We start from the raw sequence: 26427 nt of genomic DNA on the forward strand, positions 1-26427 counted from the left end.
CCTACATCCCACGGTGTTGATCGGACTGTGTCAAGGGGCGCGAGGTTCCGCCGGTAGCGTGTAGGGCATGATCGACTTCAACAATGCATCCTTCGCCAAGCTCGGACCCTGCGATATGGCCGAAGTGGGCTCGGATGTCAGCCAATTGATGATTCAAGGCGAGAATCTCTTGGCCGCGTTCAAGGGGATCCGGGACTACGTTGTTTTCACCGACAAGCGGCTGATTGCAGTCAACGTGCAGGGCATGACGGGCAAGAAGCGCGACTACACGTCCATGCCCTATTCGAAGATCCAGTCCTTCTCCGTGGAAACTGCTGGGACCTTTGATCTGGATGCGGAGCTTGACCTGTGGTTCAGCGGTCTTGGAAAGGTCCGTCTCGAGTTCAAGAGCGGAGTGGACATCCGCGGACTCTCACGGCTGATAGCCACCCACGCGCTGTAGCCAGATTTCCAGGCCCTCAGCTGACCTGCGGTGCCCACCGCTCCGCCCGGTTGAGGGCCAGCTCGAATTGGTTGCCGCCGGCCTCCCTGAGCAGGTCCGTCGAGCCAACCACCACCAGCAGACTGCGGGCCCGCGAGAGGCCCACGTAGAGCTGCTCCGCCGCCCGTTCCAGGTCCTTGAACCCGTTCACGCAGAGAATAACGACTGAGCGCTCCAGCCCCTTGAATCCGAGGACGTGGCCGTAGAACTCCGCCTCGTTCGCGTGGAACTCGCGCCAATACTCCTCTACGGTGCCGTTGTCGAAGTGCTCCTGGTGGATGGGGTGGCGGTTCTTGGTGGTCAGCAGCGCCATCTGGTTGTTGGCCCAGCCCTCCTCGATGAGTGCGTCCACGCAGTCCGCCGCTACATCCAGCGCCTCGTCCGTGGCACAGCCCACGAGGCGCACGGGCAATCCCGTCCCGCCGCGCGGGGTGAAGAACTCGCTGGCAAACGGTTTGAAGGACTCCGCAATCTTCCGCGTATTGCGCAGGTTCTCGTCAATGTGGATGGGCACCAGATCTGCCAGCTGGTTGGGCGTTTCGCCCGGGCCGCCCCAGCGCTTGTACACGTCCTGCCGATCGTCCATGAAGGCGTACACCTCGCCGTGTTCCGGGTCCTTCATGCAGGCGAGCAGCGCATCCCACCAGGAGGGCGCGAAGTCCTGCGCCTCGTCGATCACGACGGCATCGAACTTTTCGCTGTCGGGAAGCCCAGCAGCCAGCTCGGCCAGCAGCCGCGGCATTTCATTCTCAAAATAGTCCGGGCCGGTGCCGTTGGGCACGCCGAGTTTGGTGACAAAGGCGTGGAACTCGCCCGTGAAAGCGGGTTTGGCATGCCGCCAGGTATTGACCCGGTTCTGCAGGTACTGGCCCAGACCCTTGTTGTAGCAAAACAGCCCCACGCGCTTGCCAGCCTTGCTCAGCGTCGCGGCCTTCTCCACGGCCAGCCACGTCTTGCCGCTGCCTGCGCCACCGGTGAACTTGATACGGGGGAGAGAACGTGTGGCTGCGAGGAGTATCTGTTGGCGCTGGGTCAAGTGGTCCTGGAGATCCTCGGTGATCGCGCCGGTTGAGGGACCAAGGCCGCCGGCCGCCGTCGTCGGCGAACCAAGGTTTCCGGACAGGTGCTGGATGATGCGCTCCAAATAGGCCGGTGCCAGCGGCGAGGCGCCGCCGCCCTCCTGCTCAATCGCGGCACGGATCCTTTCCGCGGGGGTGGTCACGTCCATCTGGTCAAGGATGAGGCTGCGCGGGCAGCCGGCCATCGCCCAGTCTGCCGGAACCGGTGTGTACGGCAAAGCCACCATGTAGGCGAAGCGGCTGCTCAGAGGGGTGCTGGCTTGGCCGCTGAGCCAGTCTTTGAACGCGTGCATGGAGTTCTGCGACTGGGCCACCGGACTCTGGATCTTTCGCCAGCCACCCCTGTCGGATTGCTGCCACTGCCCGTCCTTGATGGCGATGCGGCCGCCTTTGACCTCGATGGCGGCCATGCCGACGCCGGGCCACAGGACGAGCAGATCAATCTCGTGCTCTGCGCGGCCATGCCGGACCAACACAGAATGGGCGACGACGGCGTCCTCCGGCAGGCTGTTGCGGAGGCTTTCCCACACCGCCTTCTCGGCAAGCTGGCCCTCGCCAAATTCCGGTTCCGCAGGAATGCATCGCACCATATTCATCGGTCCTTGCCGCGCCCCCAAGGCGCAAGTGATCCACAGTTAGGGCAAAGCTACCTCACAGGAGTGGTGCAGCGCGGAGATCCCGTTGGAGTCACCCGATGGCCGAAGGCGAATCTTCCTGGTGCAACCTCTATGACTTCAGTGGGTAGAGGAAAAAGCTTTGCATTGGTCCGATCGATAGCGGCTACCGCCAGTCATCCAAAAACTCGACAGGCACCTCAGGGAGTCTCATTGCAAATAGTGCGAATGCAATGTCGATCTGCTCGCAATCAAGTTCTTTGGCCAATGAAGGCAACCATACCCCGGTGTAATACCGGCTCTCGATATCTGCCCATTCGTTATACGTCCAGGTGCGTTTCCTCCGTTGGGACGGTTTTCTGTTCAGCGGAGATTGGACGTTGAGCAGTTGGTGGGACAGTTCCTGCAAGATCTCCTCTTCGGTTGCCCAGGATCGGTCGCGAAGAATTTCCATTAGCGAGGCCCCTTCATGGTAGTCGAAGAGCAACTTCATTGAAGCTTCTGTCGCCCAAGTCTGAGCCCGTTGCTCTGCGTGTCGGAGCTGTTGCTGTCTTCCAAATTGCTGGGGCAAATTCTTATCAGAGACATGGTCCTCCGCCAGGCTCCCAGATGTGTCAAGCGCCTCGGCCACGTCAGGTGACCATGGCACTGCGTGCTCCTCTTTGACGGCGGCCATCGGCTGCGTTGAGTGGATGACAGGAGCCGGAGCCTCGAAGGGCTGTCCAGCCTTTGCAGCGTCAAGCTCTTCCAAGAAATGGTTGGCATGAGCTTCTAGAACGGCAATGCGTGCTTCATCACGTGCAATCCAGGCATATTCTCGTTCGAGGGAGCTTCGGTTCTCAACGACGAATAGCGATTTCGACGCTCCAGTGACGTGAAGCTGCCATTGAATCTGATCTCGGTACGTTTTTGCGGCACTTGCGAGCGGTTTGATCGAAGTCTTGATTTCACAGACGACCCCAGTGCCAATGCCGTCGGGGGTTGCCAAATGCCGGGGGTTTAGCCCGATGCAAAGGAGGCGGTTTGGATCGATTCCGAACTTTGCTGCGACCCATGCGGCGATTATCGGCTCGCGTGTGATTCCGTGCTCAAACTGAGCCAACCGGGGACCCTCGTAGCCGGACAACTTCTCCTGGAGAAGCTTTGACCGCTGAGTGCTAGGTGCGCCGTTCAAGAGGACAATCCGCTTCAAATCGGTGCCTGAGACTCCCTCGCGCCTAGCGCTCAGCCATACTTCTCGTTCATCAGAGGATACGAGGCTCCCATTGGTGCCAACAAAGAATCTTGTACCCGCGAAGCTTGACCTGTCACCTTGGAGACCATTGCCGTAGGTGGACGACGCGCTGGTGGCGGATGTTGAAACGGTCGGCTCAGATGAAGCCGCTTCTTCCCAATCAGTAATCTGGACGGAAGTGGCCATGGCAACGACTTCTGGCCCAGTCGACATCCCAGGGCTAGATTGAATCCCTCCATGACTTGCTTGCTGAGGGGGATGCTTCTGATTCTTAGTCGGTTTTCCTGGGTTGCCCCGACGAATGCTTTTCAACGCTGAAAAGATGAGTCCGCAGACGGCCATCGCTACAGCAACGATGAATATCTCCATGAACGCCTCCGACTCCACGACTAGTTGGAACAAATTCCTCCACGATCCACTGAATGTAAGTCCGGCCTAGGTGGATTGCAGTAATGACACAGTCTCTATCCCTGACACTCTCGAACCGCTTGGTTCCATGTGCTGTAGACATTTCTCACTGAAGCGAGGGTTGGTCGGCTCCGGCCGGAGGACGCCTCGCTCTTGACCCAGGTGTCATAGCCTTCGGCTGTCGCGCGAGTATCTGCATATTCCATAGCCATGCAATAGTCCTGAACAGCGTCCGTGTATTCCGTCTGTGTGAACTTGACCAAGCCCTTGCCTCGACCCAGCGGTGATGTGCCAATGCCCATATTCTGCAAAGCGTTGTTCCACCCATTCAGTCGCTTAATGACGGTCTGGTGTGTAGGTGGCCAGGGCATTGAACCCTGTCGTGACACCAATCCCAAGGCGCCGACGAGTTCATTGCGAAGCTGGTCATAGCGTTGATGTGTGATGCTGCATTTTGGTTCCGTCAACGCGTATTTCTGGGCGGCGCCGATGACCCCCAAAATCGTTGCAATATCCTCTGAACCTACGCTGGCAGTCGAAAGTGCGGCTTTCAATTCGTCCATGAGGGCCAAGTCCAAGCAGACGACTGCGTACTCGAAATCTGGCGCCAGACCCAGGTCAGACCCCAAGAGGTACCAAATGCCAGCAGCGATGGCCTCAGCTGAAAAGATTTCTTCGGACGGCGCCTTGTCGAAGACGATCTTCGAGTCGCGAAGTGCGTCGTCCGCCAGATCTACATCGATTGTAGGAAACACTGTCTTTAGCTTCACGATTGCGTCTGAACGCGTGATGCCGCGGTTGGCTAGTTGCAAGGCGAGATTGCCGAACCTGTCCATAAACAGCTGGCGTGCGGTCTGCGTTTCGACAGTACGCGCTTCGAGTCGCTTGCGCCGTGATTCTTCGGCGTTGGTGCCGCCTAACTTCGAAATGATCTGCCTAACTCGTTCGCGCGTGACTCCAAAACTCTGTCCGATTGCGTCCAAGGTCTCGCCATCCGAATAGCGCTCAACCATCACGGCGTTTCGTTCATCTTTTGTTAGTTCAACCGTCGTCATGTAGCTATTCCTATCAAGAGGCGCCGACATCCTGTGCAGGACAGGGGTATTTGGCACGTCACAAAGTTGATTCGGGCACCACTGCCGGCGGAGGAGGGATACGGCCCCGACATGGTGCTGTCGGCACGGTTGAAGAATCGTCACTGTGACGGTTGTCCCAGCTCTCCATTACCCTGGCCTGGTGAGCACAATTATTGGGGAAACCACCAAGGATTCCGTGGAAGACAGCGCCTCCCACGAGGCACCGGAACAGAACACTTATCAGAATTCTGAAGGCCTCCCGGAGGGCCTCTACGAATCACTCCTCACCACGGAGCTCACAGGCAGACTCGCGGCCGTCGCGGATCTGGAACCGGCGTTTGAAACGGTCCACAGGGACGCTGCCGCGGAGGTCCTGTCCAGGCACCTGGGTGACATCATCAGGAAGCGCATCGACAACGCCAGGCCCGAGGATCGCGTGGCACTGGCGAACCGGCTGATCGCGGCCCTCGGCGAGCAGGACAACATCGGGGAACAGGCAGTCGACGTCATCAGCCCCGGGCCGGAGCAGCTCATCTCGCTCGCCGCCCCGGCAACGCTCCGCCGTCGGAATCTCCGCAGACCAGCCACCAAGCTCAGCGATGCCGCCCTTCTGACGAATGCCAAGGATGATCCGTCGTTGGCCGGCGAAATCCGCAACGAGATGGCCAGCGCCAACCGCGTTGACCTGCTCTGTGCCTTCATCCGGTGGACGGGGCTCCGCGTGATTGAGCCGGCGCTGCGGGATCTGAAGGACCGGGGCATCAAGTTCCGCGTCATCACGTCCACCTACATGGGCGCCACCGAGCGCCGGGCGGTGGACCTGCTGGTAACGAAGTACGGCGCCGAGGTGAAGATCAACTACGAGACGCAGTCCACGCGTCTGCACGCCAAGGCCTGGCTCTTCCGGCGCAACACGGGTTTCGACACTGCCTATGTGGGTAGTTCAAACCTCAGCAGCGCCGCTATGTTGGATGGCCTCGAATGGAACGTCCGGCTTTCCAGCGTCGGGACACCGAGCCTGCTGCAGAAGTTCGAAGTGACCTTCGACAGCTACTGGGAGCAGCGTGCCTTCCAGTCCTATGATCCCGAGCGCGACGGCGCCAAGTTGGATGCCGCGCTGCGGCGCAACGGCGGCCGTGTCATCGTCCAGAACGACGACGGAGATACCGGGCTTGAGATCGAACCGCACCTTCACCAGCGGGAAATGCTGGAAGACCTGGAATCGGCCCGCGAGGTCCATAGCCACCACCGCAACTTGGTCGTGGCTGCCACCGGCACGGGCAAGACGGTGATTGCGGCGCTGGACTACAAGCGCCTCTGCGACGCGACTGGACAGAAGCTGTCCTTGCTGTTTGTGGCCCACCGGCAGGAAATCCTGAGTCAGTCGCTCAGCACCTACCGGACAGTGATGAAGCAGGGTTCATTTGGCGAGCTCTACGTCGGTGAGCACAAGCCGTCAGAGTGGAAGCAGGTGTTTGCCAGCGTCCAGTCGCTTGCGGCGCTCGGCGTCGACAAGATCGAACCGGAGCAGTTCGACGTCGTCGTCATCGACGAGTTCCACCACGCCCAGGCATCGACATATCGGAAGATACTGGACCATCTTCGCCCCCTGGAGTTGTTGGGGCTGACCGCGACACCGGAACGCGGCGACGGCATCAACGTTGCTGATGCGTTCTTTGAGGGCAGAACCGCAAGCGAGCTCCGTCTCTGGGACGCCCTGGACGCCGACCTGCTGGTGCCGTTCCACTACTTTGGCGTGGCCGACGATGTCGACCTGAGCCAGGTGGAGTGGAGGCGAGGGAACTACGATTCCGCGGCCCTGAGCAAGTTGTATACGGGCAACGATGCCCGGGCAGCCAAGGTGATCAAGGAACTGCGGGACAAGGTAGTCAGCACGGCGGAGATGCGTGCGCTCGGCTTCTGCGTTTCTGTAGCACATGCGTGCTACATGGCAGACGTCTTCAATGCCGCAGGCATCGCGTCCGTTGCCCTGTCTGGGGAAACGCCCACTGTGGAGCGGGCGGAGGCGCTGGTCAAGCTCCGATCGGGCGAGCTCAGCTGCGTCTTCGCGGTGGACCTGTTCAACGAAGGTCTGGACCTGCCTTTGGTGGACACCATTCTGCTGCTGCGCCCGACTCAGAGCGCAACCATCTTCCTGCAGCAGCTTGGCCGCGGCCTGCGCCGCGCGGAGGGGAAATCGGTCCTGACTGTGCTGGACTACATCGGCCAGCAGCGGCGCGAATTCCGCTTCGACGCCAAGTACAGAGCCCTCACCGGGTTGGGTCGCAAGGCTTTGGAAAAGGCCGTGGACGACGAGTTCCCATTCCTGCCGTCTGGATCCCAAATTGTCCTGGATCGTGTAGCGCAGCAGATCGTGTTGGCCAACATCAAGGCGCAGCTGAGGTTCAACAGGAAGCAGTTGATCGAGGACGTCCGCTCCCATGGGCAGGTCCATCTGGCCGACTTCCTGCGCGAATCTGGCAATACCCTGCAGGACATTTACCGCAAGACCGGTGACTCCTGGACATCCTTGATCCGAGAAGCCGGGCTCGCAGGTCCGGTGGTCGAGCTTGTCGAGACCCAGGGCACTGAGGCGGGTTCACCGTTTGAAGAGACTCTCCTCCTCAAACGCATGACCCAATTCCTCTGCGTCGATGACCCCGAACGCGCCGATGCCTACACAATGCTCACGTCATCGGGCTGCCCGCAGTACGCGGACCTTGGGCCGCGTGAGCAGACCTTTGGCGCCATGCTTGTTTTCGCGGTGTGGCCCGAGGCCACCGGATTCAGCAGCTACGACGAAGCCCTGAAATTCCTGCGGCGGCACCCTCTGGTCTGCTCCGAGATCCAGCAGTTGGTTGCGTTCACCCTCGAGCGCTCTCGGTACGCACCCAAGGGCCTTGGCCGTGGACTCCAGCACGTACCGCTCTACTCCCACGCTACATACCGCCGCGAGGAGATCCTGGCAGCCCTCGGCTACCTCGCCATTGACGGCCGCCGGTCCCGACACAGGGAGGGAGTGGCTTGGTGCGACGCGACGGCAACAGACGCCCTTTTCGTCACTCTGGAGAAGGACGCCAAAGACCGTGCGGCGTCCATCATGTACAAGGACTATGCGATCAGTGACGAGCTTTTCCACTGGGAGTCCCAGAACTCAACCACGCCGGACAGCCCGGTCGGTCGCCGCTACCTGGACCACAAGGCCAACAACTCGCAAATCGTCCTCTTCACGCGTGCAACGGAGAACGACGACGCAGGCATGACCATGCCGTATACATGCCTCGGCCAGGTCGACTACGTTCAGCACTCCGGGTCCAAGCCGATCGCGATTACTTGGAAACTACAGCGGCCGATGCCGGCGGATGTCCTGGCTGTTGCCCGGGCCGTAGCTCAGTAGCATCGCTCCTCCACAGACGGTGTCGGGCAGCCATGCAAGCCGCGCCCCATGAAAGATGGAGCTAGACGTCCGGCGCCTGCTCGGAGCCTGGCGCGACAGCAAAATCGGCAAGACCAAGGGCGCTGGCAAAGCTCCAGGGGAGTATGGGGTTGTCGCTCGGCTGCGCCGCGGGGTCTCGACCGGCTCGACCAGCGAGCTGGACTACGCCGAAGCGCCGACTAGCTCCCCGGAAACCCGTGACTCCGAAACGCTCCGCCGGTGCCCAACCCACGCCACTGCACCAGTAATCACCGCAGACAATGCCGGCCCGAGCCAGAGATGCACGTGCAGGGCGGCGGATCCGGCCAGGGCGCCCAGCAGGATCAGCGCGATCGCCAGTGCGCGGCGTGCCCACAGGGCACCTGAACCGCCGGCCAGGCGGGAATCTGCGGCCAGGCCGGTGATGGTGGAGGTGACCACCACCGTCGTCACGTCGGCGACCTTGAGGCGGCGGGCCGTCGCAGCCTGGATGCCCATGAGCAGCGCCATCACCGAGGTGGTGATGCTGCCCTCAAGCTCGCTGTGCTGCACGGGCGCCACTGCCACGAAGATGGACAGTGCCGCCATGCCCGCGGCCACGGCGCCGAAGACCGCCGAGGTGCGTGGGGACCATCCCGACGGGGCCGCGCGCAGCACGCGGCCGGCGCAGGCGGCGCCCACCATGAACGCCACCAGGGCCAGGGCGGGCCGCAGGATAGGCAGGGTGGTGCCGCCGGCGAAGGCCATGCCCAGCATCACCACGTTCCCTGTCATGTTGCCGGTGAAGACCCGGTCAAGACCCAGATAGCCCACGGCATCCACCACTCCGGTGGAGAAGGTCAGGGCGAGCATCAGGATCAGGTGCAGTCGGTCGGTGGCGAGCGGCAGTCGGCTTCTCATTCAGGATTCCTCATGTCGAAGGCTTGTTTTTAATGTATACGAAGCTTAGGTTCTTTAGAACGATTGTATGCAATCCAAGTGAATCATGACTCCCTGAGGAATTGAATGCAGCACCCACCACACCTTTTGCCGCATGCCGGGGGCCGGCGCCGGGGCCTGGGGCGGCTGGCCAGCCTGGCCGCCGTCGTCCTCGTGGCGCTGGGCACCAGCGCCTGCCAGCCGATCCAACCCCTGCAGGAGGCCCCTGACCGGGCGGACATCACCTCGGTCCCGCTCGAGGGCCGGACCATCATCGAGGGCGGGGACCTGGTGATGGCGCTCTCCGCCGAGCCGGACCGCCTGGACCCGACCACGTCGTCGTCGCTCTATACGCGCTACGTAATGCAGACCATGTGCCAGAAGCTGTACGACATCGACGCCGACGGCGCGATTGTGCCGCAGCTGGCCACCGCCCTCCCCGAGGTGTCCGCGGACGGGCTCACGGTGGTCATCCCCGTGCGCACCGACGCCACCTTCGCCGACGGCACCCCGTTCAACGCCGAGGCCGTCCGCACCACCCTGGACCGGGCGCTGACCATGAAGGGCTCGGTCCGCAAGGGCGAGCTGGGCCCGATCAGCGCCGTGGAAACGGTGGATGGCTCGCATGTGAAGATCACCTACAAGACGCCGTTCGCGCCGCTGACCGCCGCCCTGGCCGACAGGGCCGGGATGATGCTTTCACCCACCGCCTTGGCCGACACCAGCAAGGCCTTTGGCGACCACCCGGTGTGCGTGGGCCCCTTCAAGTTCGTCAACCGGGTGCCGCAGACCTCCATCAAGGTGGAGCGCGATCCGTTGTACTACGACGCCGGAAACGTCCACCTGGACACCATCACCTACCGGATCATGACGGATTCCAACATCCGCGCGGCCAATCTGCGCTCGGGTGATGTGGACGTGGCGGACTCGATCTCCCCGCAGGACGTTGACCCGCTGATGCAGGAGAAGGGCGTGGGCGTGCTGCAGGTGGGTTCGCTGGGATACCAGGGCCTGACCGTCAACGTGGGCAATGTGAATGGAACCGGCAAGCCGGTCGGCACGATCGACACCCCGCTGGCCCAGCAGGCGGCCGTGCGCAAGGCGCTCTCCATGGCGGTGGACCGCAAGGCGCTGGTGAACACAGTCTTCAACAACTGGTACCAGCCGGCCTGCTCGCCCATCCCGCCGTCGAGCCACTTTGCCTCCGAGCTCAGCAACGCCTGCCCCGAGTACGATCCCGCGGCCGCGAAGAAGCTGCTGGCCGACGCCGGCGTGCCGGTGCCGTACCCGATCCAGATGAAGGTGAGCAATTCCCCCGATGCGCTGCGCTATGCGCAGGCCCTGCAGGCGGCCATTGCCGACGGCGGTTTTGCCCTGACGGTGAACCCGGTGGAGTACGCCACCCTGCTGGACGTCCAGACCCGCGGCGACTTCGAGATGATCCAGCTGGGCTGGTCCGGGCGCATCGATCCGGACGGGAACCTGACCCGGTTCCTCTCCACCGGTGCGGGCAACAATGATTCCGGCTACAGCACTCCGGCGATGGACAAGCTGCTCAAGTCCGCGGCCCAGACCATCGATCCCGCCGAGCGCGCGGCACTCTACGGGCAGGTGGTGGAGCAGGTCCAGGCGGACAATCCCGTCATCTACCTCTACCGGGTCCGCAGCCTCACCGCCTACAGCACCGCTGTGGCAGGGATCCAGACCTTCGCCGACGGCGTGGTCCACCTGAGCAATGCGGCGTTCGTGGAAGCGGGGAAGTAGCACGATGATTCGATACATTGGCACCAAATTGTGGCAATCCGCCCTGACCCTGGTCCTGGCCTCCCTGGTGGTGTTCATCGGCGTCCGGCAGCTGCCGGGCGATCCGGCCCTGGCCATGGCGGGGGAGGACGCCAGCCCCGAGGTGCTGGCCGCCGTCCGCACCCAGCTGGGCCTGGACCAGCCGCTGGTGAACCAGTACCTGACCTTTGTGGGCAACATCCTGCGCGGCGATTTCGGCAACTCCACCCGCACCGGCACCCCCGTGGTGGATCTGATCGGCACCACGCTGCCGGTGACGATGTGGCTGTCGGTCTACGCGATTGTGGTGGCCATCGTGGTCGGTGTGGCCTTCGGTGTCATCGCCGAGCGCTTCCGCGGCCGCTGGCCCGAGTGGATCACCAACGGCTTCGCGCTGGTCGGCCTCTCCGTCCCCAACTTCTGGCTGGGCATCCTGGCCATCCTGTACCTGGCCGTCACGCTGGGCTGGTTCCCGGCGTCGGGCTATGTCGACGTCCTCACCGACCCGGTCCGCGGCATCTACTACCTGACCCTGCCGGCGATGATCCTGGGCACGGCACTGGCCGCGGTGATCATGCGCCAGACCCGGGCCTCCATGATCGAGACCATGAACACGGACTATGTGCGCACGGCCCGGGCCAAGGGGCTGGGGCGTGGACGGGTTCTGGTGAAGTACGGCCTGCGGAACTCGCTGATTGTGGTGATCACCATCGTGGGCCTGCAGCTGGGCGGCCTGATTTCCGGCGCCGTGGTCACCGAACGCATCTTCGCCCTGCCGGGGTTTGGCAAACTGACCCTGGACGCCGTCTTCACCCGTGACTACCCCGTCATCCAGGCCGTGGTGCTGGTGATTACGGTGAGCTACATCCTGATCAACCTGGCCGTGGACGTTCTGTACTCGGTGGCCAATCCGCGGATCCGAGTGGGAGGAAGCAACTGATGTCCGTCATCACGGCTCAACGAACAAGAAAGTCCGACGCCGAGGGGCTGGGTTCCGGCCGCGGCCGGGTGTGGCAGCTGCTGCGCCGCAACCCGCTGGGCATGGCCGGCGCCGTCATGCTGGCGCTGGTGGTCCTGGTGGCCGTCTTCGCACCACTCATTGCCCCCTATGGTCCGGCCGAGGTGCACTTCTCGACGCCGTACCAGAAGCCGGGCACGGTGGGCTTCCTGCTGGGCACAGATGATCTGGGTCGGGACATCTTCTCCCGGATGGTCTACGGCATCCAGGCCTCGCTGAAGGTCGGCGCCCTCTGCGTGGCGGTGTCGGTGCTGGTCGGCACGCCGCTGGGCCTGCTGGCCGGCTACTGGAAGTGGCTCGATGCGATCATCTCCCGGCTCACTGACGTCACGCTGGCGTTCCCCTTCCTGATCATCGCCGTCGGCCTGGCCGCCATCAGCGGACCCAGCCTGACCAACGCCGCCATCGCCCTGGGCATCGCCCACATCCCCACGATGATCCGTGTGGTGCGCGGGGAGACGCTGCGGCTGAAGGAGAGCGACTTTGTGCTGGCGGCCAAGACCATGGACGCATCCGGCCTGCGCATCATCTTCAGCCACGTGCTGCCCAACGCGGCCTCCGCGATCATCGTGCAGGCCACCGTCATCATGCCGGTGGCGGTGATCGGCGAGGCGCTGCTGTCCTTCCTGGGCCTGGGCATCCAGCCGCCCACCCCCAGCCTGGGCATCATGCTCTCCGACGCCCAGCAGTACATCTTCCGCTCGCCCACCGCGGCGATCTTCCCCGGCCTGGGCATCGCCGTCATCTGCCTGGGCTTCAACCTCTTTGGCGACGCCCTGCGCGATGCCCTTGACCCGACCTCCTCGAGCCGAAAGTAGCACCGATGACCTTTACAGTTCCCGATTCCTTTACAACGCGCCCCACCCTCGAGGGCACCTTCGGCATGAGCGCCTCCACCCACTGGATTGCCACTGCCACCGCCCAGGCCGTTCTGGAGCGCGGCGGCAACGCGTTCGACGCCGCCACCGCCTCCGCCTTTGTGCTGCATGTGGTGGAGCCGCACCTCAACGGTCCCGGCGGCGACATGACCGCTGTCTTCACGACGGCGGACGCCCCCGGGACGCCGGTGGTGCTGATGGGCCAGGGCCCCGCACCCGCCGCGGCCACCCGCGAGCACTACCTGGCCGAGGGCCTCGAGTTGGTGCCCGGCGCCGGTGCCCTGGCCGCTGCAGTGCCCGGGGCCGTGGATGCGTGGCTGCTGCTGCTGCGCGACCACGGCACCTGGGAGCTGGGGCCCATTCTGGAGTTCGCCATCGGCTACGCCCGCGATGGACACCCCATGCTGGCCCGGGTGGGAACCACCATCGCCTCGGTGGCCGAGCTGTTCGCCGAGCACTGGCCAACGTCGGCGCAGCAGTGGATGCCCGGCGGCCGGATCCCCGCCGAGGGCGAGCTGATCAGGAACCCGGCCTACGCCACGGTGCTGGAACGGCTGGTTGCCGCCGGTGGCGCCTCCGGCGGCGGTGGCGCGCTTGGCGGCCCGACGGCGGTTGCCGCGCGGACCCGCGCGGAGCGGATCGACGCCGCACGCGCCGAATGGAGCACCGGATTCGTCGCCCGCGAGGCCGTGGCCTTCCTGGCCGAACCGCACCGGCACTCCTCCGGCACCGACCACGCCGGCGTCATGACGGAGGCGGACTTTGCCGCGTTCTCGGCGTCGTACGAGCCCGCCGCGGTGCTGGATTTCCGCGGCTACACCATCGCCAAGACTGGCCCCTGGGGCCAGGGCCCGGCGCTGCTGCAGACGCTGGCCATCCTGGACGGCTTCGATGACGAGCATCTGGATCCCTCCACAGCCCTTGGGGCGCACACCATCCTGGAGGCCCAGAAGCTCGCCATCGCGGACCGCGAGTCCTACTACGGCGATGCGGACGTGGATCTGGACCACCTGCTCAGCCCGGAGTATGCCGCACAGCGCCGCGCACTCATCACCGAGACCGCCTCCCACGAGTTCCGCCCCGGCACCGTGGGCGCAGAGGCACCCTTCATGCCGCCGTTGCGGACCGAATACCTGCCGCCGGCGCTCGCCGAGGGCGGGATGGCCTTTGCCGGCGTCGGCGAACCCACCGTCATGGCGACGGGGGAGACGCGCGGGGACACCTGCCACGTGGACGTGGTGGACCGTTGGGGCAATATGATCTCGGCTACGCCCTCCGGCGGCTGGCTGCAGTCCTCACCCACCATTCCGGCCCTGGGCTTCTGCCTCGGTTCTCGCCTGCAGATGACCTGGCTGGAGGAGGGTGCGCCCTCCACGCTGGAGCCGGGCAAGCGCCCGCGCACCACGCTCACCCCCACGCTGGTGCTCAAGGACGGCCACGCCGTCGTCGCACTGGGCTCCCCGGGCGGGGACCAGCAGGACCAGTGGCAGCTGCTCTACCTGCTGCGCACCATCGTGGGCGGCTACACGCCGCAGCAGGCTGTCGACGCTCCGGCCCTGCACACCACCTCGGTCCCCGGCTCCTTCTGGCCGCGCACCTGGACCCCGGGCGGCGCCGTGGTGGAGGACCGGCTGGGTGAGGATGTCATCACCGAGCTGGAACGCCGCGGCCATGTGGTCACGCGCGCCGGCGACTGGGCGCTGGGCCGGCTCTCCTCGGTGGTCCGCGAACCCTCCACCGGCCTGTTGAAGGCCTCCGCCAACCCGAGGGGAGCTCAGGGCTATGCTGCAGGACGTTAAGGAAACCCCGCTGCCGATTCTTCAGGTCAGGAACCTGGAGGTCTCCTTCGGTGCGGTGCCGGTGCTCCACCAGGTCAGCTTCGACGTGCAAAAGGGCGAGCGGGTGGCCATCGTGGGCCAGTCCGGCTCCGGGAAGTCCACCACCGTGGCGGCCATTCTGCGGCTGCTGCCGGGCCTGGGCCAGATTTCCCGCGGCGAGATTCTGCTGGATGGCCTGGACCTGGCCGACGCCACCGAACGGCAGCTGCGCACGGTCCGCGGCCGCCGGATCGGCCTGGTGCCCCAGGACCCCATGTCTAATCTGAACCCGTCCATGAAGGTCGGGGCACAGATTGCCGACACGCTGTGGGGCGCCGGAATGCGCAACCGCGCCGAGATCAAGGCGCGGGCGGTGGAGCTGATGGCGGAGGCCGGCATCCCCGACGCCGAGCGCCGCTACGGGCAGTTCCCGCACGAGTTCTCCGGCGGCATGCGCCAGCGGATGCTCATCGCCATTGCGCTCGCCGGGGAGCCGGAGCTGCTCATCGCCGACGAGCCCACCTCCGCGCTGGATGTCACGGTGCAGCGGCAGATCCTCAACCACCTGCAGACACTGGTGGATGCCCGCGGCACCTCGCTGCTGTTCATCACCCATGACCTGGGGCTCGCTGCGGACCGCTGCGACAGGATCATCGTCATGGCGGACGGCCGGATTGTGGAGGTGGGCACCCCCGCGGAGATCCTGCTGAATCCGCAGGAGGAGTACACCAAGGCTCTGGTGGCGGCCGCGCCGTCGCTCTCCCCGGAGCCCCCGTCCACATCCACGTCCACGGGCGCGCCGGCCGCCGTCGTTCCCGACACGTCGTCAAAGGCCGTGCCGATTCTCGTGGTCAAGGACCTGGTCAAGGAGTTCAAACTCCGCGGCCAGCGCGGCGGCATTGTCCGCGCCGTCGACGGAGTGTCCTTCGCGGTGGAGCGCGGGACGACGACGGCGGTCGTGGGGGAATCGGGCTCGGGCAAGACCACGCTGGCCCGGATCATCCTCGGCCTGGAAAGCCAGACGAGCGGCGAGACCCTGATCAAGGGCCAGAGCCTGTCGGCCAGCGGTTCCGCCGAACGCCGGGCGCTGCGGCGCATGGTCCAGCCGGTGTTCCAGAACCCCTACGGTTCACTGGATCCGACCTACAGCATCGAGCGGCTGATCGACGAGCCGCTGCGGATCTTTGGCGTGGGCACCAAGGAGAGCCGGCAGCGCCGCGTGGCGGAACTGCTGGACAACGTCGCATTGCCGCGCTCGATCGCCCAGCGGCGGCCCAACGAGCTCTCGGGCGGCCAGCGCCAGCGGGTGGCGATTGCCCGGGCACTGGCGCTGGATCCGGAGCTGATCATTTGTGACGAGGCCGTGTCCGCGCTGGATGTGCTGGTCCAGGACGCGGTGCTGACGCTGCTGGGGGACCTGCAGGATAATCTGGGGCTGACGTACCTTTTCATTACCCATGATTTGGCCGTCGTGCGCCAGATTGCCCACAATGTGGTGGTCATGAAATCCGGCCGAATCATCGAAAACGGTGGTGTGGACCAGGTGTTCCTGGCTCCGCAGGCCGACTACACGAAAGAGCTACTTGGTGCCATCCCCGGTGCGGCCTTCGCCAGATAACGGCGATCTTGCCCCCAAACAGCGCGTCCAGGACGAAATCCGCCGGGACATCATTTTGGGCACCCTGCCCGCGGGAACCCGCATCACCGAAACGGCGCTTGCCAAGAAGTACGGCATTTCGCGGGTTCCCGTGCGGGAGGCGCTCCACGCCCTGGAGGCGGAGGGGTTTGTCGAGTCCAAGCCCTTCGCAGGCTCAACCGTCTGCGCCATCCCGGTGGATGATGCGGACGATCTCTTTGCCGTTCGCGAGGCTCTGGAGTCCGCCACCGCACGCCGGGCGGCGGAACAGGCGGCCGCGCAGTTCGCCTCCGGGGCTCCGGACGAGCGCTGGTGGCGGATCCGCAAGGAACTCGCCAAGATCCTGGACGACGGCGATGTGGCGGTGCAGAGAGATGAGCTCCACCGCCTGCCGGAGCTGAACATGCGCTTCCACCTGGGCATTGCCGAGCTCAGCGGCAGCGCCTCGCTGGCGGGGCTGCTGCGGCAGATCGCCAACAAGATCGAATGGCTCTACGCCTCGGATGTGGGCTCACGCGGCAAGCAGGCGTGGGCCGAGCACCGGGCCATCATGGCTGCCATCGACGCCGGACACTCCGGTGACGCCGAGGGCGCCATGGGGCGGCACGTCCACAAGTCCCGCGAGGGCTACATGCGCCGGTTCTCCGGGAAGTGACCTTGTCTCCGTCCGGGACGCAGTTTCCCGCTTGGGACATGACCACTACTGCGTCCTGAAAGGGAATCGACGTCGGTGGCGGATCCGTCGTGCGGGGTTTCGGCTTCGCTCAACCAGCGAGAGTCACCGGAGCGCCCTCGTCGCGGCGGCGCGGACGGCGTCGGTGAGCTGGTCCAATGCGGGGGAGTGGAGCTTCCAGCGCTGCCAGTAGAGGGCGACGTCGGTGGGGGTTCCGGGAAACAGCTCGACCAGCGTCCCATCGGCCAGATCCGACAGGCAGTGCTGCTCGGGCAGCAGGGCCCAGCCCATGCCGAGCCGGGCCGCGTGCGCAAACTCGGCCGGATCTGGGATGAAGTGCTGCGGTGCGGAGATCGTTCCGCCGGTGCGCTCCCGGAAGAAACGGTCCTGCAGGGAGTCCGACCTGTCGAACTGGACGACGGGCGCCAGGGCAAATGATTCGGCAGAAACGCCGTCGGGCATCCACCGGTCCACGAACCCCGGGCTGGCCACGGCCCGGTAGCGCAGGGCACCCAGCGGCGCCACGCTGCAGCCCTGGACCGCCTCCGGGATCGACGTCACCGCCGCCATGACGGCACCGGAGCGCAGCAGCGCGGTGGAGTGGGCCTCGTCCTCGCGCAGGATCTCGAAGGTGCAGCCGGCGTCCGGCGGCAGCGAGGCCAGGGCGTCCAGAAACCACGTCGCCAGCGAATCGGCGTTGACCACCAGTGGAATGGGCGCGGCGCTGCCGAGGCCGTTCAGTCCAAGCTCGGAGGCAGCGTCCTGCTCGAGCTGGCGCAGCTGCCGGGCCAGGCGCAGCACGGTTTCTCCCGCGGCCGTGGGCTGGACCGGAGTGGTGCGCCGCAGCAGGACCTGCCCCGCCGCCTGTTCCATGGCCTTGATCCGTTGGGAGACCGCGGAGGCCGTGACGTGCAAGGCACCCGCGGCGGCGTCGAAGGTGCCGGCCTCGACGACGGCGGCAAAGGTGCGCAGGTGTTCCGACTGGAAGTGGACCATAAGTTTTCCTTAGCTATCCCAAGAATCATTAGCTGTACTCATCATGGTGCACGCCGTAGCGTCAACTGTGTGAATCCCTCTGAATTTCTCTCCGCTGCGGGCCTGGGCCTGGGCACCGGGCTGGCCTTGATCGTCGCCATCGGTGCGCAGAATGCCTTCGTGCTGCGCCAGGGCATCCTTGGCCAGCATGTCCTGCCCGTGGTGCTGGTCTGTGCCATTTCCGATGCGCTGCTGATCGCGGCCGGAATCGCCGGCATCGGCGTCGTGATCACGGCGGTTCCCGCCGTCGTCGTCGTGATCCGGCTGGCGGGGGCAGCATTCCTGGTGGCCTATGGGGTGCTGGCCGCAAAGCGGGCCATACATCCGGGGGCGCTCACGGCGTCGGGGCCGGGGTCTCGACAGGCTCGACCAGCGGGCCCGGCTCGACCACCGTTGGCCCCAGTGCTGGCGACGGTGCTGGCGCTGACCTGGCTGAATCCGCACGTGTATCTGGACACGGTGCTGCTGCTGGGATCGGTGGCAAACCAGCAGGGGCCGGAGCTGCGCTGGTGGTTTGGTGCGGGCGCGGGGCTGGCAAGCGTGCTCTGGTTCAGCGCGCTGGGCTTTGGTGCGCGGTACCTGCGGCCGGTGTTCGCCAAACCGGCGGCCTGGCGCGTGCTGGACGGCATCATCGCCGTCGTCATGGTCGCGCTCGGCGTGAAGATGGTCCTGGGCCTGTAGCCCGCCCCAACTGAGTGACAGTTATCGCACATTTTTGGCGGTTTTTTGTGCGATAACTGTCACTCAGTTGGGGGGGGCGGGGCGGGTTGGCTCAACCAGCGACGACGGCGGCTACCACGGGAGTCGGGCCGGTGATGGGGACGTCGGAGACGGTCTGGACGAAGCGCTTGATCCGGGGATCGGCGCCGGGGCCGAAGACGGATTCCGGCGGGCCCTGCTGGCCCACGGCGCCATCCTCCATGAAGACCACCCAGTCCGCCACATCGCGGGCCAGTTTCATTTCGTGGGTGACGATCACCATGGTGATGCCCTCCTGCGCCAGGTCGGCGATGACGGCGAGCACCTCCTGCACCAGCTCCGGATCCAGGGCCGAGGTGGGCTCGTCGAAGAGCATCACGGACGGCTTCATGGCCAGCGCCCGGGCGATGGCGACGCGCTGCTGCTGTCCGCCGGAGAGCTGGTGCGGGTACTTCTTGGCGTGGGCGGCCATGCCCACCTTGCGCAGCAGCTCCATGCCGAAGGCTTCCGCCTGCGGAGCTGACATCTGCCGCAGCTGGACGGGGGCCAGGGTGACGTTCTCCAGCACCGTCTTGTGCGGGAAGAGGTTGAACCGCTGGAACACCATGCCCACATTGCGCCGCTGGATCGAGATGTCCTTGTCGGACAGCGCCACAATCCGGCCATGGGAGCCGTGCTTGTTGCCCAGCAGCTGGCCGTTGACCTCGATCACGCCGCCGTCGGCCGGCTCCAGGTGGTTCAGCGTGCGCACCAGCGTGGTCTTGCCTGAACCGGAGGGCCCGATGACCACCACCACCTCGCCGGCGTGGACATCGACGTCCACGCCCTTGAGCACCTGGTTGCCGTGGAAGGACTTGGTGACGCCCTGGGCGCGGACCAGCTTCTCGCCGTCGTGCGGCCGGCGCTCGCGGCCCCGGGCCACCCGCAGGTCCTCGGCAGCCTCCGGCTGCGTCTGCAGGGCGGGCCGGCGCCGGTTGACGTCCAGCTTGCGCTCCAGCAGGGCCCGCAGCTGGTCGAACACCGTCACCAGCAGGATGTAGAAGATGGCGACGGCCAGCAGGGTTTCCAGCACGAGGAAGTTCTGCGTGTACAGGCGCTGGCCCACCAGCAGGATCTCCTGGAGCGAGATGACGCTGGCCAGGGAGGTCAGCTTCAGGATGGAGATGAACTCATTGCCCAGGGCGGGGAGGGCAATCCGGAAGGCCTGCGGAATCACCACGTGCCGCTGGACGTGCCCGTACGGCAGGCCCAGGGCCCGCGCCGCCTCACGCTGGTCGATGGAGACGGCCAGCAGACCGCCGCGGTGGATCTCCGCCATGTAGGCTGCCTCGCTCAGCACCAGCGCAATGAGAGCGGCGTTGAACGAGGAGCCAAGCACCACCTGCGTGGCCGGGAAGACCTGCGGCACGTTGTACGCGAAGACCAACAGCACCAGCAGCGGGAGCGAGCGGAACAGCCACACGTAGACGCCGGCCACACGGGAGAGCAGTTTCGACCGCGATTCCTTCATCAACGCCAGGAGGATGCCTGCAATGTTCGCGATGAACCATGCGAGAACGCTCAGGACGACGACGACGCCGGCGGCCTTCCAGAGTTCTGGATCGCCAAAGAGGGAGAAGGTGTAGGCCCAGTCGAAGGTCATGGCTAGCCCTGCTTCAGGGATTCGGCCAGCACCGCGGAGTCGACGGGCTCAAGGTTGTACTTCTTCAGGATGGTCCCGTAGGTGCCGGCGGAGGTCAGGTTCGCCAGGCTCTTGGTGAGCGCCTCCTGCAGCTCCGCGTTGCCCTTCTGGACCGCGAGGCCGACGGCGACGGGGTAGATGAGGGCGCCGGAGCTGATCTTCACGCGGCCGTTGGACTTCTCCACCACCGTGGTGGCCACGGCGGCGTCGGTCATCTGGGCATCAACCTGGTTGGACAGCAGGGCCTGGGTGGCCTCCGGGTCCGTGGGGAATTCCTGGACCGTGATGGCGTCCTTGCCATTGGTCTTGCACTTATCGCTCTCGGTGGTGGTCATGAGCTTGGCGATCACCGTCGCCGTCACCACCGAAACCCGCTTGCCACACAGCGACTGGGCATCGGCCAACGGTGCGGCGTCCTTGCCGACGATGATCGAGTTGCCGGTCTGGAAGTAGGGGACAAAGTCCACTTCCTTGCTGCGGGCGGAGGAGACGTAGAGGGTGGAGGCAATGACGTCGTAGCGGTCGGCCTTGATGCCGGCCACGATCTGGGCAAAGCGGGTGTCGGCGAACTGCGCCTTGAGCCCCAGATCGGCGGCGACGGCGTTCATCACCTCGACGTCGAAGCCGGCGGGCTTGCCGTCCACCAGCATGTCGTAGGGCGGGTAGGTGAGGTCGACGCCGACGTTCAGCACGCCGGAGGTGTTGGTGGACACCGACGGCGACTTCCCGGCGTCGGCGGCCGGAGCGGACCCGCCGCAGGCGGAGAGGGTGAGGGCTGCGGCCAGGGCAGCACCGGTCAGAACGGAGATGCGGGTGAGATTCTTCATGGGAGCAAAGTTCCTTTTCGCGTAGGGGGGAGCGCTTACTTGCACCAGAGGTTGACGGCGTTGGCGTAGATGTCGACGATTTGCCGATACTTGGCCAGTTCGACCCACTCGTCGGCCCAGCTGTAGGGGGGAGTGCCGGGGCCGACGTTGACGGCCGGGATGCCGAACTGCTTCAGCGGCACCATGTCCGTCCAGAACTGGATGCCTTGGTAGACGGGTTCTGTGCCCGTGGCGGCGACGGCGGCCGCCACGGTGGTGGAGATGTCAGAGGATTTGTCGATCTCGTACGGGAACCGCGGGCCGGAAAGCCAGTGGTCGCTGAACTCCACGGTGGCCTCGATGCGGGGATCGACGGCCTTGAGGTTCGCGATCATCTGCTCCACCTGGAGTTTGACGTCGTAGGGGTCCTGCGAGGGGAGCAGGCGGATGTCGCAGGTCATTTCGCAGCGGTCCGGCACCTGGTTGTGTTTGGTGCCGCCGTTGATGGTGCCGATGTTCAGATTGGGGCCGCCCGGAAGGTCCGGGTGCGGGGTGTAGGGCATCACGCCCTCGAGTTCGCGCATCGCCACGAGGATGGGTTCCATGGTCTCGATGGCGTTCAGGCCCAGCTCCTTGGCGGAGGTGTGCGCCTGCTTCCCGAAGGTGGTGATCTTCAGGTACGCGGCTCCGCGGTGCACGGTGCCGATGGTGTTGTCGGTGGGCTCGCCGCAGATGGCCGCATCGGCAGTGAAACCGGCCTCCAGCAGCGAGCGGGTCCCCACGCCACCCTCAAAATGACACGAAACACCCTGGAATATTACGTCGCCGCGGGGGCGCTCGCCGGAGGTGGCGATGCGGCGCATGACGGCCAGGGCCGCCGTCGTCGCGGCCTTCATGTCGGCGATTCCGGCACCATAGACGCGGCCGTTTTCGACCACCGGGCCGAAGGGGTCCTTGGTCCAGTCGGGGGAGGCTGCGTAGATGTCCAGGTGGCCGTTGAGAATCAGCGATTTTCCGCCGCCTGTACCGCGGATCCGCCCGCCAACGCTGGGCCGGCCGGGCATGGACTCGACCAATTCGACGTCGTCCACGCCCCAGGAAAGCATCTGCTCGGCCATGAATTCGGCCAGCTCCTTCTCCAGTCCCCACGTTGAATCGATGGCGAGCGTGTCGAACAAAAGCTGAAGATCGGGATCGATCATGGTCTTCTCCTTGGGTCTAGCGACTGCGTTGGCGCTGAGATCGACTATGCAGTGGAACACACACCGTGTAAAACAGATGTATTCGAAGAAGGGTTTCGGTTAAATCGATGTCTAACGTCAGTCTGCGCCAACTTGAGTACCTGATAGCCGCCGCGGAAACGGGAAGTGTAACGGCGGCCGCAGCACGCGTCTACCTTTCCCAGTCGGCAGTTTCGACGGCGTTGACCGACTTGGAAGAGGCCCTCGGGGTGCAGGTGTTCATCCGGCATCCGCGCGGACTGTCGCTGACCAATGTGGGCCAGCAGGTGCTCACCGATGCCCGCCGGCTGCTGGCCGGCATGGAGGACCTGCGCAACTCGGCGCGCGAGTCCAGCGAATCCCTCTCCGGCAAACTGGTGGTGGGCTGCTACAGCACGCTGGCGCCCATCCTGCTGCCGCGCGTCATTGCGGACTTCACCAAGAACCACCCCGGAGTGGACCTGAGCTTCATCGAGGGCTCCCACACCCAGATGGAGGAGCAGCTGCGCGACGGCTCGCTGGACCTGGCGATCATGTACGAATATGACTTCGGCAAGGGCCGTTTTTCCAAGGATTTGGCGGTCAGTGTGGTCGTCTCCACGCCGCCGTACGTCATCCTGCCGGAGCGCCACGAGCTGGCCAGCCGCGAGACGCTGACCCTGAAGGAGCTGGCTCCACAGCCGCTGATCCTGTTCGATCTGCCGCCGGGTGGGGACTACTTCCTGTCCTTCTTCAGTGCCGAGAACCTGATCCCGAACATCCGCTACCGCACCACCAGCTTCGAAATGGTGCGCGCGCTGGTGGCCCGCGGGCTGGGCTATTCCATCCTCAGCCAGCGCACCAACATCAACATGAGCTACGAGGGTCTGGGCTTTGTCACCCGCCCGCTGGCCGGCGCGCTGCCGGGGCTCAATGTGGGCGCCGTGCACCTGAACGGCGTGCGCCCCACCCGCCGCGCCGTGGCCTTCATCGACCAGTGCCGCACCTCGCTGGGCGCCCGGGCCTAGCCGCACCTCCCCTCGCACGGCCAGCCGCCGTCGTCGTCCGCTTTGGTTGAGGTATCAAAAAAACCGAAGGCATTGGTCTGAAAGAACTGTTGGACACATATCGGCCTCGCTCCCAATACTGATTGCAGAACACACCGCATCTGCACAGAAGGAGCCAACGATGTCTGTTTCAGCCGATAGCACCTCCGCGGACGCCCCGCCGGCCGCCCGACCCTACGATCCGTTCATCGCCGCGATGGGCGCCGTCGCCACCGGCGTCACGGTGGTGGCCACCGACGGCCCCACCGGCAAGTTCGCCCAGACGGTGAGCGCCATGTGCTCCGTCTCGGTGAACCCCCGCCTGGTGCTTGTCTGCATCAACAGCCGCAGCCCCATCAACGAGGCCATCCACGCCAATGGGACGTTCACCGTCAACGTGCTGGGCAGCCAGCACGACCACGTGGCGGACACCTTTGCCGGCCGCCCCTGGCCCGGCAAGGATCCGTGGGACTTCAGCTGCGGCGAATGGGTGCCGGCCCCCTCGGGATCGCCGCGCATCCGCGACGCCGTCGCCAGCTTCGACTGCACCATCCACCAGGTGGTGGAGGCCGGCACCCACCAGATCTACATCGGCGCCGTCACCGACGTCGAAACACACAGCGGGGACCCGCTGATCTACAGCGCCCAGACCTACGCCAAACCCCTCCCCGTCCCGCCGTCGGTCTTTGACGACTACCCCGGCTCGGGCCCCACCTACCGCAAGCACACCAAGGAGACCACCAAATGATCCGCACCGGAGATGAATACCGCGAGTCCATCCGCGACGGCCGCAAGGTCTGGATCAACGGGGAAAAGGTCGACGACGTCACCACCCACCCGATGTTCAAGCCGATCGTGGATGTCCGCGCCCGGATCTACGATCTGGCCCACGAGGACGCCACCCAGAAGGTGATGACCTACAAGGACGAGGCCACCGGTGGGCTGAACGCCATCGCCAACCGGCTCCCCACCACCCAGCAGGATTGGCACGACAAGCGCGCCGCCGTCGATCTGGTCCAGCGCGAGGCCGGCGGCGTCGTCACCCGGGTGGGCGATGAGACCATTGGCGAAATGTGGTCGCTCTACGACGGCCAGGACGTGCTCAACGAGGTGGATCCGCGCTTCTCCGAGAACATCCGCCGGCACATCGAAAAGTCGATCACCGCGGACCCGTTCCACGTCTCCGCCAACACGGACCCCAAGGGCGACCGTTCCAAGGCCCCGCAGGACCAGGACCCGGACATGCTGCTCCATGTGGTCCGCGAAACCGACAACGGCATTGTGGTCCGCGGCGCCAAGTACGAGACGGCCGCCGCGTACTCCAACCAGGCCTTCACCAAGCCCACCATCGCCAACTGGGGCAACAGCGAGCTCTCCGACTACGCCGTCGGCTTCGTCATGGACATGGGCACGCCCGGGCTGAAGTTCATCTCCCGCAACGGCTTTGCCGGCAAGGGCCCGGCGGCGGACTACCCGCTCTCCAACCGGGTGGACGAGGTGGAATCGCTGGTGGTGTTCGACGACGTCGAGATCCCCTGGGAGGACGTGCTGTTCTACCGCCACACCAAGGCCGCGGCCTTCATCCGCTCCACCCTGCACCGCTACAGCGCCTTCCCGTTTGTCCAGCGCACGCTGCACCTGGCGGACCTGATGATCGGCGCCGCGCTGTGGAATGTGAAGCAGACCGGGCTGGAGAAGCAGCAGGCCGTGCAGGAGAAGCTGGCCCAGCTGGCGGTCTACCGCGAGGGCATCAACGCCCACCTGACCGCCGCCATCGCCAATGCCGAGACCAGCCCCGGCGGGCTGCTCATGCCCAACCAGTCGCTGCTCTACGCGGGCCGCGTCTCCGCGCTGTCCCAGCTGCCGGCCATGATGCACATCGCCCGCGAGCTGTGCGGCGGCCAGATCTGCATCACGCCCGACGCCGCCACCTTCGGCAACCCCGAGGCCTCGCCGTGGCTGGAGAAGTTCTACTCCATCAACGACAACTGGGTCTCCGAGGACCGCCGCAAGCTGCTCTCCTTTGCCCGCGACCTGCTCAACAGCGACTACGCCGGGCACCGCCTGACGTTCCAGCTGTTTGCGCAGTCCCCGCCCTTCGCCCAGTTGGGTGCCGTGTACCGGAACTTCGACTTCGAGGGTCCGCTGGATCTGGTGAAGTCCACCGCCGGACTGTCCGACAAGATCCTCGGCCCGGTGCCGGACTGATGCCCGCCACCCGCCTCCACAGCAATACGCCATTCCAGGAAGGAACCCCGTGACGTTTTCCCTTGTAGCCCGCGACCCTCTGACCGGTGCGTTCGGCATGGTGGTCACCTCCTCCTCGCCCGCCGTTGCCGCCCGCTGCGTGCACCTGCGCCAGGGCGTGGGCGGTGCCGCCTCGCAGAACATCACCGATCCCGGTCTGGGCGGACAGCTGCTGGACCTGCTCGAATCCGGCACGCCGGCGGATGAGGCCATGGCCAAGCTGGTGGCCGGCACGCCGGACATCAACTACCGCCAGCTCGGCTTGGTGGATGTCCACGGCCGCACGGCCTCCTTCAGCGGCTCCGGCACGCTGGGCGCGCACCGCACGGTGGAGGGCGACGGCGCCGTGGCGGCGGGAAATCTGCTCTCCTCCCTGGACGTGGTGGACGCGATCATGGACGCCTATTCCTCGGCGACGGGCGCCTTCGAGGCCCGGCTGCTGGCGGGCCTGGCCGCCGGACGCGACGCCGGAGGTGAGGAGGGGCCGCAGCATTCGGCGGGGCTCGTCGTCGTCGACCAGGCGGCCTGGCCCGTTACGGACCTGCGCGTGGACTGGGACGACGAGGACCCCATCGCCGCCCTGGGCCGGCTCTGGGAGCTGTGGGAGCCGCAGAAGATGGACTACTACATCCGGGCCATCGCGCCGGAGACGGCCCCCAGCTATGGTGTTCCGGGGGACCTGTGA

General features: G+C 65.3%; 21 protein-coding genes. 13 read left to right on the forward strand and 8 right to left on the reverse strand.

Annotated elements, in window-relative coordinates:
* Positions 1-67 precede the first annotated feature (67 nt).
* Positions 68-442 (forward strand): PH domain-containing protein, encoded by a 375-nt coding sequence (locus K254_RS0117400; protein WP_026556442.1) that lies wholly within the window; start codon positions 68-70, stop codon positions 440-442.
* A gap of 16 nt (positions 443-458) precedes the next feature.
* Here K254_RS0117400 and K254_RS0117405 read toward each other — a convergent pair whose 3' ends face one another.
* The 3 genes from K254_RS0117405 to K254_RS24970 form a co-directional block, all read right to left on the reverse strand.
* Positions 459-2150, reverse strand: coding sequence for a nuclease-related domain-containing DEAD/DEAH box helicase (locus K254_RS0117405; RefSeq protein ID WP_035750294.1), 1692 nt, complete (start codon positions 2148-2150; stop codon positions 459-461).
* Between the two features lie 190 nt (positions 2151-2340).
* Positions 2341-3777, reverse strand: a complete 1437-nt coding sequence (locus K254_RS25820) for a YqaJ viral recombinase family protein (RefSeq protein WP_155848613.1) — start codon at positions 3775-3777, stop codon at positions 2341-2343.
* 95 nt (positions 3778-3872) lie between these two features.
* Entirely contained in the window at positions 3873-4871 is a 999-nt protein-coding gene (locus K254_RS24970; protein ID WP_026556445.1) for a sigma factor-like helix-turn-helix DNA-binding protein, read from the reverse strand.
* Between the two features lie 181 nt (positions 4872-5052).
* Between K254_RS24970 and K254_RS23890 the strand changes: the two genes are divergently transcribed.
* A complete protein-coding gene (locus K254_RS23890) occupies positions 5053-8289 on the forward strand; it encodes a DEAD/DEAH box helicase (RefSeq protein WP_269209038.1) in 3237 nt (1078 codons plus the stop codon).
* A gap of 201 nt (positions 8290-8490) precedes the next feature.
* On the opposite strand, the gene K254_RS0117425 is transcribed toward K254_RS23890, so the two are convergent.
* Complete coding sequence (locus K254_RS0117425; protein WP_026556446.1) at positions 8491-9207, reverse strand: YoaK family protein; 717 nt, start codon at positions 9205-9207, stop codon at positions 8491-8493.
* Positions 9208-9312: 105 nt separating this feature from the next.
* On the opposite strand from K254_RS0117425, the gene K254_RS0117430 reads away from it, so the two are divergent.
* The 6 genes from K254_RS0117430 to K254_RS0117455 are packed head-to-tail and all read left to right on the forward strand — an operon-like array spanning position 9313 to position 17011.
* On the forward strand, positions 9313-10989 hold the full coding sequence (locus tag K254_RS0117430; RefSeq protein WP_026556447.1) for an ABC transporter substrate-binding protein: 1677 nt from the start codon (positions 9313-9315) through the stop codon (positions 10987-10989).
* Between the two features lie 4 nt (positions 10990-10993).
* Positions 10994-11947 (forward strand): ABC transporter permease, encoded by a 954-nt coding sequence (locus K254_RS0117435; RefSeq protein WP_026556448.1) that lies wholly within the window; start codon positions 10994-10996, stop codon positions 11945-11947.
* Entirely contained in the window at positions 11947-12843 is an 897-nt protein-coding gene (locus K254_RS23895) for an ABC transporter permease (RefSeq protein ID WP_035750295.1), read from the forward strand. Before K254_RS0117435 ends, K254_RS23895 begins: the two co-directional genes overlap by 1 nt.
* Positions 12844-12848: 5 nt before the next feature.
* Positions 12849-14702: a gamma-glutamyltransferase family protein gene (locus K254_RS0117445; RefSeq protein ID WP_026556449.1), complete on the forward strand. Its 1854-nt coding sequence runs from the start codon at positions 12849-12851 to the stop codon at positions 14700-14702.
* On the forward strand, positions 14686-16338 hold the full coding sequence (locus K254_RS0117450; protein WP_026556450.1) for a dipeptide ABC transporter ATP-binding protein: 1653 nt from the start codon (positions 14686-14688) through the stop codon (positions 16336-16338). Before K254_RS0117445 ends, K254_RS0117450 begins: the two co-directional genes overlap by 17 nt.
* Positions 16319-17011, forward strand: coding sequence for a GntR family transcriptional regulator (locus K254_RS0117455; protein WP_051389337.1), 693 nt, complete (start codon positions 16319-16321; stop codon positions 17009-17011). Before K254_RS0117450 ends, K254_RS0117455 begins: the two co-directional genes overlap by 20 nt.
* Before the next feature lie 123 nt (positions 17012-17134).
* Here the strand turns inward: K254_RS0117455 and K254_RS0117460 are convergent, their stop codons facing one another.
* Positions 17135-18025 carry a LysR family transcriptional regulator ArgP gene (locus K254_RS0117460; protein WP_026556452.1) on the reverse strand — a complete coding sequence of 297 codons (891 nt, stop codon included), beginning with the start codon at positions 18023-18025 and terminating at the stop codon, positions 17135-17137.
* A 69-nt stretch (positions 18026-18094) separates the two neighbouring features.
* On the opposite strand from K254_RS0117460, the gene K254_RS0117465 reads away from it, so the two are divergent.
* Positions 18095-18745 (forward strand): LysE/ArgO family amino acid transporter, encoded by a 651-nt coding sequence (locus K254_RS0117465; RefSeq protein ID WP_026556453.1) that lies wholly within the window; start codon positions 18095-18097, stop codon positions 18743-18745.
* A 91-nt stretch (positions 18746-18836) separates the two neighbouring features.
* Here K254_RS0117465 and K254_RS26355 read toward each other — a convergent pair whose 3' ends face one another.
* The 3 genes from K254_RS26355 to K254_RS0117480 are packed head-to-tail and all read right to left on the reverse strand — an operon-like array spanning position 18837 to position 22452.
* Positions 18837-20405, reverse strand: a complete 1569-nt coding sequence (locus tag K254_RS26355; protein WP_051389338.1) for an amino acid ABC transporter permease/ATP-binding protein — start codon at positions 20403-20405, stop codon at positions 18837-18839.
* 2 nt (positions 20406-20407) lie between these two features.
* Positions 20408-21271, reverse strand: a complete 864-nt coding sequence (locus tag K254_RS23905; protein ID WP_051389339.1) for an ABC transporter substrate-binding protein — start codon at positions 21269-21271, stop codon at positions 20408-20410.
* 35 nt (positions 21272-21306) lie between these two features.
* The gene (locus tag K254_RS0117480; protein WP_026556454.1) at positions 21307-22452 is read right to left on the reverse strand and encodes a M20 family metallopeptidase; all 1146 of its coding nucleotides are present in this window, start codon (positions 22450-22452) and stop codon (positions 21307-21309) included.
* Between the two features lie 107 nt (positions 22453-22559).
* Here K254_RS0117480 and K254_RS0117485 point away from each other — a divergent pair, with 107 nt between their 5' ends.
* The 4 genes from K254_RS0117485 to K254_RS0117500 all read left to right on the forward strand — a co-directional run bounded on the left by K254_RS0117485 (position 22560) and on the right by K254_RS0117500 (position 26427).
* Positions 22560-23477: a LysR family transcriptional regulator gene (locus K254_RS0117485; protein ID WP_026556455.1), complete on the forward strand. Its 918-nt coding sequence runs from the start codon at positions 22560-22562 to the stop codon at positions 23475-23477.
* Between the two features lie 160 nt (positions 23478-23637).
* The gene (locus K254_RS23910; protein WP_155848614.1) at positions 23638-24243 is read left to right on the forward strand and encodes a flavin reductase family protein; all 606 of its coding nucleotides are present in this window, start codon (positions 23638-23640) and stop codon (positions 24241-24243) included.
* Positions 24240-25703 carry a 4-hydroxyphenylacetate 3-hydroxylase family protein gene (locus K254_RS0117495; RefSeq protein ID WP_026556456.1) on the forward strand — a complete coding sequence of 488 codons (1464 nt, stop codon included), beginning with the start codon at positions 24240-24242 and terminating at the stop codon, positions 25701-25703. The genes K254_RS23910 and K254_RS0117495 overlap by 4 nt, the downstream gene beginning before the upstream one ends.
* A gap of 49 nt (positions 25704-25752) precedes the next feature.
* Positions 25753-26427 (forward strand): DUF1028 domain-containing protein, encoded by a 675-nt coding sequence (locus K254_RS0117500; protein ID WP_026556457.1) that lies wholly within the window; start codon positions 25753-25755, stop codon positions 26425-26427.

Source organism: Arthrobacter sp. 35W (assembly GCF_000482545.1).
Lineage (GTDB): Bacteria > Actinomycetota > Actinomycetes > Actinomycetales > Micrococcaceae > Specibacter.